The following is an 11,812-nucleotide window of genomic DNA, read 5'->3' as shown; positions in this document are numbered from 1 at the left end:
GTGTTGCGTCGTCGCCCGCAGCTCTCGGAGGATGTCGCCGCAAGTATTCGCCAGCAGATCGTCACGGGTGCGCTCGAGCCGGGTGCATTCGTGCGAATCGACGAAACGGCTACCGAGCTGGGTGTGAGTGCGACACCGGTGCGTGAAGCGCTGGTGTCTCTCCGCGGTGAAGGACTGGTGGAGCTGGTACCGCGGCGCGGCTACCGCGTCAGCGAACTGACGCAGCAGGACATCGACGACATCTTCTGGTTGCAGGGCACGATTGCGGGCACACTTGCCCGCCGCGCGGCCCACGTCATCACCGACGAACAGATCGACGCGGTGCGCGCGCTGAACGACCGGCTACGTGATGCGGTGTTCCGACGCGACCTCGACGGCATCGAATCCTGTGAGTTCGAATTCCACAGGTACATCAACAAAGTCGCCGGTGGAGCCAAGCTGGCATGGTTTCTGTTGGGTGCCGTCAGATACACGCCGGCCCGAATGTACGCGTCGAACCGGCAGTGGTGCGAGCATGCGCTCAGCAGCCACGAGGAACTGATCGAGGCATTTCGTCGACGGGACGCCGACGGTGTCGCAGACCTGATGTGCACGCAGTTCCTCGTCGGTGCGACATTGGTTCACGGGCTTCACGGGTGAGGTGGTTTCACCGGTGAGGTGGCCAACAACAGTTCGGTGCACCGGTCGACAACGGCGTCCTCGCTCAGTTCCAGTTCTCCGCCGAGCCACGCGGTGAGGACCTGAGCGAATCCGCCGACGACGAAATGGGTTGTCAGATCGAGATCGTGATCCCTTGTCGTGCCGTAGAACTCGGTGGCCTGAGTGGCCAGCAGATGGGCGAACATCTTCGTCGACTCGGCTCGTTTGGCCACCAGGATGTCGCCGACCGACGTGGCGGAGAAGAGGAGGAACCCGCGGCGTGGGTCTTCGGCGACAGCGCGCACGATCGCACGGATCCCGGCGTGTACCCGTTCGCGGTCGTCCTTCGGTGCTGCGGCGACCGCGTCGAGCGCGATGGCCGCGACATCGTCGACGACGTGGTCGTACACCGCCACCATCAGCGCGTCCCGGTCTGCGAAGCTCTCGTAGAAGTAGCGGCTGACGACGCCGGCCCGGCGGCATACCCCGCGAACGGTCAAGTCGGGCTTCGCTGTTCCGAGCAGATCGAGGCCGGTCTCGATGAGGATGCGCCGACGCTCGGCGACTCGCGCCGAACCGTCGACGCCGCCGTAGGTGCGGGGTGAATCGGGCATGGATACATCTTGACATCCCCTGGCATCCACGCCTAGCTTGATCTGAACACAGGCGTACTCAGATTGCTGACAGTGAAGGAATCGATTGCATCATGACTGTCGACACCGACTTTCTGCGCAAGTCCATGACCGGGTTCGGCCTGCTCGCCGGGTCGGCGAACGTCATCATGCAACTCGGGCACCCCGCCGTCGGGTACGGAGTGTTCGAGAGCCGCGTGGAATCCGGACAGATCAACCGGCACCCGATCAAGCGCACCCGAACCACGTTGTCCTACCTCGCCGTCGCGGGTATGGGAGACGACAAGACCAAGGCCGCATACCGCAAGGCGACCAACAGATCCCATGCGGCCGTGCGGTCGACGGCCGACAGTCCGGTGAAGTACAACGCCTTCGATCCCAACCTGCAGCTGTGGGTGGCGGCGTGCCTCTACCGCGGTTTCGAGGATGTGTACGTTGCGCTGTACGGGCCACCCGATCCGGCCGTTGCAGACGAGATGTATCAGGCGTGCCACGTACTCGGCTCGACACTGCAGATGCCGCCCGAGATGTGGCCCGCAGATCGAGCGGCGTTCGAGAAGTACTGGGAAGCAGCGCTGGACGACATTCACATCGACCCGACGATCAGGCGTTACCTGTACGGCATCGCCTCGGCCACGTTCGCCAGACCCGCAGCATTGCATCCGCTGATCGGGCCGTTCTTTCGCTTCGTGACCACCGGATTCCTACCCCAGCGATTCCGGGACGAGATGGAATTGCCCTGGGACCCGGTCAAGCAGAGACGGTTTGCGCTACTGCTGCGCAGCGCGTCCCTGCTCAACCGGATGTTGCCGCCTGTCGTGCGAGCACTGCCGTTCAACATCCTGCTGCGCGATGTCGAGCGTCGGATGCGTTCGGGGCGGGCGCTGGTCTAGTTCGAGCCTCAGCTCAGATGATGCGGCTGCGGGTGCGACTTGTGACCCTCGTCCGAGCCCTCGTTGTCCTGATGGCCGTTCGCTGTTCCCTGTACACCCGTCCCGGCCGGAACCATCGAGATGATCACCGACTTCGAGGTGGGGCAGTTGCTCTGCAGCGCAGTCGAATCCAGCGGGATCAACGGATTGGTCTCGGGGTAGTACGCAGCAGCCGATCCGCGCGGGGTGTCGTACTCGACGATGCGGAACGACGGCGCGCACCGTTCCACGTCGTCGTCGTCCCACTTGGTGACGAGATCGACCATGTCGCCGTCGCGGAAACCGAGCGTCGAGATGTCTTCTCGGTGCACGAAGATGACGCGTCGGCCGTTCTCGATGCCGCGGTACCGATCGCTGAGGCCGTAGATGGTCGTGTTGAACTGATCGTGGCTGCGCAGGGTCTGCAGAATCAGATGGCCCGGTGGAACCTGCAGCACGTCGATCGGTGACACCGCGAATTCACCACGGCCGCTCTTGGTTTCGAACGTCCGACTGTCGCGCGGGGGGTGCGGAAGAACGAAGCCGCCGGGGCGTCGAACATTGACCTCGTAGCCCTCGCAACCGGCGACGACGCGGGAGATGTGCTTGCGGATGTTGCGGTAGTCGTCGCGGAAACCCTTCCAGTCGAGACCGTATCGGTCACCGAGGGTCGCCTCGGCGATACCGCTGACGATGGCGACCTCGGAACGAAGGAATTCGCTCGCGGGCTTCAGCGGTCCGCGTGAGGAGTGCACCGAGCAGGTGGAGTCCTCGACCGAGATCCACTGCTCGCCACTGGCTTGCACGTCCTTCTCGGTGCGGCCCAGGGTCGGCAGAATCAGTGCGGTCTCGCCGCAGACCAGGTGCGAACGGTTGATCTTGGTGGAGATCTGCACCGTCATCCGCATCTTGCGCAGCGCCTCGAAGGTGACGTCACTGTCCGGAGTTGCCTGGACGAAGTTTCCGCCGAGTCCGAGGAAGAAGTGCGCCTTGCCGTCGCGCATGGCCCGGATGGAATCGACGGTGTCCAAGCCGTGCTCGCGCGGAGGCTCGAAGTCGAACTCCGCGGCCATTGCGTCGAGGAACTTCACCGGAGGGCGTTCCCAGATGCCCATCGTGCGGTCGCCCTGGACGTTCGAGTGGCCACGAACCGGCAGCAGACCCGCACCTTCCTTACCGATGTTGCCTTGCGCGAACGCGAGATTGGTGACTTCCTTGATGGTAGCGACGGCGTTGCGGTGCTGCGTCAGGCCCATTGCCCAGCAGAAGACGGTGGCCTTGGAGTCGCGCAGCATCTCGGCGGCCTCGGTGATCTGCGCTACCGACAATCCGGTCACCTCGGTGACGAGATCCCAGTCGACCTCGGCGACGTGCGCCTTCCACGCGTCGAAACCGACGGTGTAGGTGTCGAGGAACTCGTGATCGAGCGCATCCCACTTCACCAGCAGCGAGCCGATGGCCTGGAAGAGTGCGAGGTCGCCGTTGAGCTTGATCGGCAGATGCAGATTCGACAGGTCCGTTCCCGGCCCCACCATTCCGCGCGGAGTCTGTGGATTCTTGAAGTTGAGCAGACCCGCTTCGCGAAGTGGGTTGATGGACAGAATCTTTGCGCCGTTCTGCTTCGCCAGCTCGAGGGCCGAGAGCATACGCGGGTGATTGGTGCCGGGGTTCTGGCCCGCCAGGATGATCAGCTCGGCGTTGTGGACGTCGTCGAGCGTCACACTGGCCTTGCCGATGCCGATCGACTCCTGCAGAGCGATGGACGTCGACTCGTGACACATGTTGGAGCAGTCGGGCATGTTGTTGGTGCCGAACGACCGAGCGAACAACTGATACGTGAACGCGGACTCGTTGGAGGCGCGACCCGAGGTGTAGAAGATGGCCTCGTCGGGACTGGCGAGGGACTTCAGCTCGTCGCCGATCAGGCGGAACGCGTCGTCCCACTCGATGGGCTCGTAGTGGCTGCCGCCGGGCAGCTTGATCATCGGGTGCGTGATCCGGCCCTGCTGGCCCAGCCAGTGCTCGGTATGTGCGTCGAGTTCGGCAATGCTGTGTTGCGCGAAGAACTCCGGCGTCGCTCGCGTCGTCGTCGCCTCCTCGGCAACCGCCTTCGCGCCGTTCTCGCAGAATTCCGCCGCGTGCCGGTGGCCCGGATCCGGATCGGGCCAGGCGCAGCTCATGCAGTCGAAACCCTCGGCCTGGTTGAGCTTGAGGAGCGTCTGCGCGGTGCGCTTCGGGCCCATGTGCCCGAGTGCCCGCTTCATCGACACTGCGACGGCGACGGGGCCTGCCGCGTGGGTCTTCGGCTTCTCGATGTCGAGCTCGGCCTCGTCGACGTCGCTGTCGGTGCGTCTCATGCGGGTCCCTTCGTTGCGTTACCCCCGCACTCGACCATAGCCGTAGGCTCAGCCGGCGAGGAGCTTGGTCACCAGATCCACGTACTGCTGCTTCGCCGAATCCTGGCTCGTACCTTCGAGCTTCGCCCAGGCATCGAACTTCGCGCGGTTCACCATGTCCAGTCGTCCGGGCCGCTTACCCGAGGCGTCACCGATCGAACCCTGCTTGTAGAGCGAGTACAGGCTCAGTAGGTCGTCGTTGCTCGGCTTGGACGTGAGCTTCTTGACGTCTACCTGCGCGTCGGCGAACGACTGGTCGAGATCGGACATGAAGAACTCCTTCGGTTAGAGGTGCAGTCATCCTCGCACGGAGGCTTCGGAAATCAGCCGAATGCAGTGCGCCACGAGGGCTTCGCGGGTGACGGTGACCGTGCCGTCGAGATAGCCGATGAACAGGGCGGTCAGTGCCCCGACGGTTCCGACGGCGATCAGCTGTCGATCGGTGGAGTCGGGGAGTTGGGCGTGCACCAGTTCGACGAAGCCCGGTAGCAGGTCGAGTCCGCGGCGGCTGAGTGCCGGTTCGGCCAACGGCGCGATGAGCAACACCCGCCCCGTTTTCGGTTCGTCGATGATGAGTTCGACGAATGCGCGCACCGGCGCCGCGATGGTGTCCTCGGCGGTGGTCGCCTGCATCACGGCGTCGAGCAAGGCCTTCTGCGCTCTCGTACCCACCCAGGCGTACACGGCCCGGACGAAGGTATCGCGGTCGGAGAAGCTCTCGTAGAAATACCGTTCGGTCAGTCCGGCGGTACGGCAGACGGCGCGCACGTTGACGGCAGGTCCGTCCGGGGAGCCGAGCAGCTCGACCCCGGCCGCGAGCAGCGCGTCGTACCGCTTGGATCTGCGTTCCTCCAACTGTTGACTACGCATGTTGTCAACTCTAGTCTGACAACATGCGTAGTCAGTCCGATCGACCCGTCCCGCTCGGTCCCGATTCACTCACCTGGAAGTACTTCGGCGACTGGCGGGGGATGCTGCAAGGCGTCTGGGCGGGGTCGATGCAGAACATGCACCCCGGGCTCGGAGCCGGGGTGGAGCAGCACTCCACATTCTTCGACGAGCGCTGGCAGCGGCTGTACCGATCGCTGTACCCCATCGGCGGGGTCGTGTTCGACGGCGATCGCGCCGAGGAGACCGCACTGCAGGTCCGCGGATACCACACGAACATCAAGGGAATCGACGCCAAAGGCCGCAAGTACCACGCACTCGATCCCGACACGTTCTACTGGGCGCACGCCACCTTCTTCATGGGGACGGTGCTCACGGCAGACCACTTCATGGGCGGACTGACCGAGGCTCAGAAGGTGCAGCTGTTCGACGAGCACGTGCAGTGGTACCGCCTCTACGGAATGAGCATGCGGTCGGTGCCCGCCACCTGGCCCGAGTTCCAGAAGTATTGGGAACACATGTGCAGCACCGTGTTGGAGGACAACATGGCCGCGCGCGGGGTGCTCGACCTGTCGAAGCTGGGACCACCGCCGTACGCATCCTGGCTGCCCGAGCCCATCTGGGCCTTGTGCCGGCGTCCGGTGGCGAGCCTGTTCGTCTGGATCACCGTCGGGCTCTACGACGAGCCGGTACGCACGCTCCTCGGCTACAGCTGGTCCGAGCGGGACGAGAAGCGCCTGGCGCTGTTCGGCAAGGCGGTGAACCTCGTATTCGGGTTGGTGCCACCACGACGGCGACTGCATCCGCGGGGCCGCGCCGGATGGGACCGCGTCAAGGGCCGAACCCCGAGAACGGCACCGTTGGTGCACACACCGGCCCGCAATCTGCCGCCCGTGGAGCGGCGGTCGGACCCCTCGCACTACAGCCCGAAGGTGTAGATCGGTGCGCTCGGGGTACTACGCGGTTATGCACAGTGTCAGAACCGGAAGCGGAACCCCGATCGTCCTCGTCCACGGGCTCGGGTCCTCTCACGGAAACTGGGACCCGATCGTCCCCGCCCTCGCCAAGCATCGTGAGGTCATCGCCCTCGACCTGCCCGGGTTCGGGAAGACTCCGCCGCTGCCCGAGGTCTCCATCGCGTCGTTGACCGACGCCCTGAGGGAGTTCCTCGACAACGAAGGTCTCTCCGACGCCGACCTCGTCGGTAGCTCCATGGGTGCGCGCATGGTCGTCGAACTGGCCCGCCGCGGTCACCGAGGCTCGATGGTGGCACTCGATCCGGGCGGCTTCTGGAACGACCGCCAGGTCAAGATCTTCGGAGCCACGATCACCGCGTCGTTGGCACTGATGAAGAACGTGCAGCCGCTCGTGCCGTTCCTGGCCGGTAACCCGGTCACCAGAACGGCTGCGCTGGCTCAGTTCTCGGCTGCGCCGTGGAAACTTCCGAGAGGTCTGGTCGAACAGGAGCTCAAGGGCTTCTCCTCCACGACGTCACCGTCGCTCGACGCTGCGCGCAAAGCCTTGATCCACGGGCCGAAGCAGATGGGTGCAGCGAAGGGATCGTTGCAGGGCCCACTGCTCATCGGCTGGGGCCGTCAGGACAAGGTGACGACGCCCAGCCAGGCACAGGTGGCATTGGAGCGATTCCCCGACGCCACCCTGCACTGGTTCGACAAATGCGGACATTTTCCGCACTGGGATCAGCCGACCGAGACCGCGCGGGTCATCCTGCGGGCGACGGGTCGCTGACGCTCACAAGCGTCAGCCGTTCCACCAGGGCCGCAGAGGGACGTCCGCCTGGCCCTTCGGCCCGAGTTTGACCGCCAGAACCTGGTGCAGCTGAACCACATTGCGCTCGAATCCCAGACGGGAGCCGGCCATGTAGAGGCCCCAGACGCGGGCCGTTCCCTCACCGGCTTCGGCAACGCAGGCATCCCAGTTCTCGACGAGGTTCCGGCACCATCCGGCGAGGGTCAGGGCGTAGTGCTCGCGGAGATTCTCCTCGTGACGAACCTCGAGTCCGACGTCCTGGATCTCGGTGATGATGCGGCCCGAGCCGGTGAGTTCGCCGTCCGGGAAGACGTACCGGTCGATGAAGCTGCCCGCCTTGGCGTGCGCGCGATTGTCCGGCCGGGTGATCGAGTGGTTGAGCAGCCGACCGCCGTCCCGCAGCTTGGACTGAATGAACGTGAAGTACGACGGGTAGTTGTGCACGCCGATGTGCTCGGTCAGACCGATGGAGGAGATGGCGTCGAAGTTGGTCTCGGGCACGTCGCGGTAGTCCGAGAAGCGCACCTCGGCGAGATCGGAGAGCCCCTCGTCGGCGATGGCCTTCTGCGCCCACGACGCCTGCTCCTGCGAGAGCGTCACGCCGATGACCCGGACGCCGCGGCGAGCGGCGTAGCGCACCATCGAGCCCCAGCCGCAGCCGATGTCCAGCAGGCGATCACCCGGCTGCAGGCCGAGCTTGTCGAACACCAGGCGGTACTTGTTCTCCTGAGCAGCCTCCAGAGACTGATCGGCGGCCTCGAACGCCGCGCAGGTGTACGTCATCGAGGGGCCGAGCACCTTCTCGTAGAAGGCGTTGGACACGTCGTAGTGGTGGTGGATCGCTTCTGCATCGCGAGTCTTGGAGTGACGCAGACCTTCTGCGATGCGACGCCACCGCGGAATCGCTTCCTGGGGCGGGGGAGCGATGGGCCGCAACACATCCCAGCCGAGTGAACGGGCGATCGAGGTCAATGTCATTGCCGAGGGGCGACGGAAGTGCAGCTCGTCGCCCATCAGTGCCAGCAACTCGTAGGGGTCACCCGGATGGACGCCCGTAGCTTCGAGATCGCCGGAGACGTACGCGCGCGCCATGCCCAGATCGCCGGGAGCGGTTGCGAGATAGGTGGTTCCGCGAGGGCTCTTGAGGTTGAGGCCGATTCTCGCGTCCTCGGGTCCTGCGGTGCTGCCGTCGTATGCGGTGAAGCGCAGTGGGATGTTGCCGTCGGAGATCAGCTCCAGAATCTCGGAGATCTTGAGCTTCTGGGCACCGTTCACCGTGCGATTGCCGGAGTCCTTGAACGTCGTCATCTGCGTTGCACCGCCTTCGAGTACAAATCCAACAATCGGGATTCGGGATCGTATTTCTTCTTCAGCTGGATGTATCTCTCGCCGCCGTACAGCACGGCGAATTCGTCCTCGGTGTAATAAGCATCCGAGTACAGCGATTTATGCCCGTCGAACTCGGTCACTTTCTTCTCGATGGCGCGGTTCGCGGCACCCTCGGGTTCGCCCGAAACGATCGGGACCGAAGACCAGAAGCCGATGTTGACGTAGGTGCGTTTCGGTTCGAGTGGATACAGCGGCCACGGCCGAGCCGGATTCGCTCCTGGCGCTGCCGGCTCACGAAGTCGCAACGGGCACAACCACAACGGCTCGATCGGGATGTTGTCGAGGAACCACGCCACGAAGCCTGCGGTGTGTTCGATCGGAACCTCGACGTCCTGCACGACGCGTTCGCGCGGCGGATTTCCTTTGCGCTTCTCGAGTCGGTCGGCAATGTCGTACTTGCGATCGAGGCCGATGAGCTTCCAGTAGAAACTGCTGCGCCGGTACTTACGCGGCCAGAAGCGTCGGATTCTCGGGTTCTGTGTTCCGAATGCGCGGGAGCACCAGAACCAGTCGGTGTCCCAGCGCCACAGGTAGTCGTGAATGGTGAGGCGGTCGGTCTTCGGTGTGTCCGACGCATGCTGGATCGAGCGGTAGAAGATGTCGGCACCGGTGTAGTCGCTGACCGGCCCCGGTTCGTCGGTCTGGACGCCGAGGGTGAGGTAGCTTTCGTCTGCGCCGAAGACCACACCGTCGAGGTATTGGACCTCGATGCCGTCGTACTCGCGCTGCTCGACGATGGTGTCCATCGTGGATTGGAGAGTGTCGAGATCGTGAAATCGTAGGTGGCGCAACGCGACATACGGCAGCACGGGTTCGAGCTGAATCCGCAGCCGAGTGGAGTAGCCCAGGGTGCCGTACGAGTTGGGGAAGCCCCAGTAGAGATCTGCGTGTTCGCCCTCCGGTGTCGCGGTGACGATCTCGCCGCTGCCGGTGAGGACGTCGATCTCGAGCACCGATTCGTGCGGGAGTCCACTACGGAACGACGTCGACTCGATACCGAGGCCGGTTACGGCTCCACCGAGAGTGATCGTCTTGAGCTGCGGGACGACGAGGGGCGCGAGACCGTAGGGAAGCGTCGCGTCGACCAGGTCCTCGTAGGTGCACATGCCGGCGACATCGGCTGTGCGCGTGGCGGGATCGACGGTGATGACCTTGCTCAGGCCCGAGACGTCGAGCCCCGGCGTGGTGGTGGTCGTCCTGGCCCGGAACAGGTTGGACGTCTTCTTCGCCAGACGCACCGTCGCATCGGTCGGAATTGCGCGATAGCTGCGAAGCAACTGCTCGACACCCGACCGGTGCGCTGCGTAACCGCTCTCCCTCGGTTCTGGCCGTCGTCCGAGAAGAGCATTCACTGAAGCCACATACAGACGCTATATCTCGTACCGCACGGTATCCACCGGCATTGGCGTCCGACCGGTGAAACTTCACGCAACTGTTGCCGAATCCGAGTGAGGAATCGGAGTAAATCGGACAAATGGTTGCGTCATGCATGTGTTTTGCGCGTACGAGAATTGTCGTGTGAAGCACATCACACATGCATCGGCGCGATGCCGAACGTGGCCTCGAGGAGAGGCAGGATGGACGCACATCCCGTCCGCTAGAGAAGGAGAACGTTTCCGTGGCTCAGGTCAGTGCATCCAGTTCCGCCACCATCGCTGCCACACCGGATCGGGTGCTCGCCGCGCTCGCCGACTACGAGACGGTGCGCCCGCGCATCCTCCCCGAGCAGTACCGCGACTACGAGGTGATCCAGGGCGGGCAAGGGGACGGAACAGTGGCCACGTGGACCCTGCAGGCCACCGAGAAGCGAGTGCGCAACGTCGCCGCGACCGTCACCGTCGCCGGATCGACCATCACCGAACGCGATGCCAACTCCTCCATGGTCACCACCTGGTCGGTTGCTCCGGACGGCGCAGGCACCACGGTCACCACGACGACGGAATGGAAGGGCGCAGGCGGCATCGGCGGGTTCTTCGAGAAGACCTTCGCACCACTCGGACTGAAGAAGATCCAGGCCGCGACGCTGGACAACCTGCGTCGCGAGTTGATCTAGTTGGGTCGTTCCGCAGGCTCCACTCCTGCCTAGACCCGCTCGAAATCCGGGGCCGCGATCAGCGTCAGGGTTCCGACCACCACGGTGCGCATCGACCACAGGAACATCCCGTCGGGCCCACGGTCGACCGTGTCGTAGGCCCCGGGGAGGGTGTCGAGGTCGGTGCGGGCAGCAATCGCGTCGTCGTATTCACGATCGCGTCGGGCATCGTTGTAGACGACCTCCGCCAACGCCAGCGCGTGCTCGACGACGGTGATGACGGCCCACGTCGCCTGCTTCGGAGTGAGGTCGTAGCGAATCCGGTAGCGCGTCTGCACGGCGTCGGCCATCCGAAGAGCGTCGATCGAACTGGGAGTCAGACCGATCAGATACTCCGCGATGCCAGGGTTGGAGTGCACCAGCTCGCGCATCGCGGAGGCGAGGGTCAGCAGAGCGTCGTGCATCGATTCGTCGTCACCGGGAAGCGGCGGCGACCACCTGCGCAGAATCTCCTCCGCCACGAGGGCCTTGAGGGAACCGAGATCGTCGATGTTGTTGTAGATGGCGACGATCGACACGCCCAGACTCTCGGCCACCGACTTCACCGACACCTTCGGCAGCGTCAGCGCGATACCGGCCTCGGCCATGGTCTCGGGCGTCACCCGACGCTTACGAGGGGAGTGACCCTCGGAGTTCGTCGGTGCGTGCATTCGAGGATGGTACGCGTCTCAGTACTGACAGATGTTCAGGCGAGGGGCTCCAGAATCGCATCGTGTCCTTCTCTTCCGCACTACCCGCGACCGACGGGGATCGGACGCTGGTCGAAGACGGATGCGGGATCTGATGAGGACGGCATCCACACGATGGGTGCGGCGGTGAGAGTGGCGGACGGCCGAACCTTCGCCAGGGTGAATCTCTAGCACTTCACCGGTGGCCCGTGCGCAGAGACCGTCGCGCGGAGCAACGCTGATCCTCGTTACCGAGGGCGAACCGTCGTGCGGCATCGCCGGAAGGCACTGCGCTGAGTGTCCACTATTCGTCACCGCAGTCGGGATCCGGGCTGTTGCGCTTTCGAGGTGGCTTCCCTCGAGCTGTGATGGACGGCGGATATCGATACGGCCGCGGGCGGGCTACCGACCTCAGGTGAGTGCCGGG

At 64.3% G+C, this 11,812-nt stretch carries 12 protein-coding genes; 5 read left to right on the top strand and 7 right to left on the bottom strand.

The window, feature by feature from the left end:
• Entirely contained in the window at positions 1-639 is a 639-nt protein-coding gene (locus CH271_RS27770) for a GntR family transcriptional regulator (RefSeq protein WP_037187795.1), read from the top strand.
• On the opposite strand, the gene CH271_RS27765 is transcribed toward CH271_RS27770, so the two are convergent.
• Positions 630-1,253 carry a TetR/AcrR family transcriptional regulator gene (locus CH271_RS27765; protein ID WP_094635691.1) on the bottom strand — a complete coding sequence of 208 codons (624 nt, stop codon included), beginning with the start codon at positions 1,251-1,253 and terminating at the stop codon, positions 630-632. The genes CH271_RS27770 and CH271_RS27765 overlap by 10 nt on opposite strands.
• 92 nt (positions 1,254-1,345) lie before the next feature.
• Between CH271_RS27765 and CH271_RS27760 the strand changes: the two genes are divergently transcribed.
• Positions 1,346-2,164 carry an oxygenase MpaB family protein gene (locus CH271_RS27760; RefSeq protein ID WP_094635690.1) on the top strand — a complete coding sequence of 273 codons (819 nt, stop codon included), beginning with the start codon at positions 1,346-1,348 and terminating at the stop codon, positions 2,162-2,164.
• 8 nt (positions 2,165-2,172) lie between these two features.
• Here the strand turns inward: CH271_RS27760 and CH271_RS27755 are convergent, their stop codons facing one another.
• The 3 genes from CH271_RS27755 to CH271_RS27745 are packed head-to-tail and all read right to left on the bottom strand — an operon-like array spanning position 2,173 to position 5,448.
• Entirely contained in the window at positions 2,173-4,539 is a 2,367-nt protein-coding gene (locus tag CH271_RS27755) for an FdhF/YdeP family oxidoreductase (RefSeq protein WP_094635689.1), read from the bottom strand.
• 48 nt (positions 4,540-4,587) lie between these two features.
• Positions 4,588-4,848, bottom strand: a complete 261-nt coding sequence (locus tag CH271_RS27750) for an acyl-CoA-binding protein (RefSeq protein ID WP_032379982.1) — start codon at positions 4,846-4,848, stop codon at positions 4,588-4,590.
• 27 nt (positions 4,849-4,875) lie between these two features.
• Positions 4,876-5,448, bottom strand: a complete 573-nt coding sequence (locus CH271_RS27745; protein ID WP_037187806.1) for a TetR/AcrR family transcriptional regulator — start codon at positions 5,446-5,448, stop codon at positions 4,876-4,878.
• Between the two features lie 23 nt (positions 5,449-5,471).
• Here CH271_RS27745 and CH271_RS27740 point away from each other — a divergent pair, with 23 nt between their 5' ends.
• Both CH271_RS27740 and CH271_RS27735 read left to right on the top strand, forming a co-directional pair.
• On the top strand, positions 5,472-6,404 hold the full coding sequence (locus CH271_RS27740; RefSeq protein WP_094635688.1) for an oxygenase MpaB family protein: 933 nt from the start codon (positions 5,472-5,474) through the stop codon (positions 6,402-6,404).
• A 28-nt stretch (positions 6,405-6,432) separates the two neighbouring features.
• Positions 6,433-7,215 (top strand): alpha/beta fold hydrolase, encoded by a 783-nt coding sequence (locus tag CH271_RS27735; RefSeq protein WP_094635687.1) that lies wholly within the window; start codon positions 6,433-6,435, stop codon positions 7,213-7,215.
• Between the two features lie 12 nt (positions 7,216-7,227).
• Here the strand turns inward: CH271_RS27735 and CH271_RS27730 are convergent, their stop codons facing one another.
• Entirely contained in the window at positions 7,228-8,544 is a 1,317-nt protein-coding gene (locus CH271_RS27730) for a class I SAM-dependent methyltransferase (protein ID WP_037187809.1), read from the bottom strand.
• Positions 8,541-9,986, bottom strand: coding sequence for an FAD-binding oxidoreductase (locus CH271_RS27725; protein WP_170945876.1), 1,446 nt, complete (start codon positions 9,984-9,986; stop codon positions 8,541-8,543). The genes CH271_RS27730 and CH271_RS27725 overlap by 4 nt, the downstream gene beginning before the upstream one ends.
• A 257-nt stretch (positions 9,987-10,243) precedes the next feature.
• On the opposite strand from CH271_RS27725, the gene CH271_RS27720 reads away from it, so the two are divergent.
• A complete protein-coding gene (locus tag CH271_RS27720) occupies positions 10,244-10,678 on the top strand; it encodes an SRPBCC family protein (protein ID WP_094635755.1) in 435 nt (144 codons plus the stop codon).
• A gap of 29 nt (positions 10,679-10,707) precedes the next feature.
• Here the strand turns inward: CH271_RS27720 and CH271_RS27715 are convergent, their stop codons facing one another.
• Positions 10,708-11,367 carry a hypothetical protein gene (locus tag CH271_RS27715; protein ID WP_141217010.1) on the bottom strand — a complete coding sequence of 220 codons (660 nt, stop codon included), beginning with the start codon at positions 11,365-11,367 and terminating at the stop codon, positions 10,708-10,710.
• Between the last annotated feature and the right edge of the window lie 445 nt (positions 11,368-11,812).

The organism is Rhodococcus sp. 05-340-2 (assembly GCF_002258915.1).
Classification (GTDB): domain Bacteria; phylum Actinomycetota; class Actinomycetes; order Mycobacteriales; family Mycobacteriaceae; genus Rhodococcoides.
Note: the sequence above shows the minus strand (reverse complement) of the source record. Positions and strands in the feature narration are given on the sequence as shown.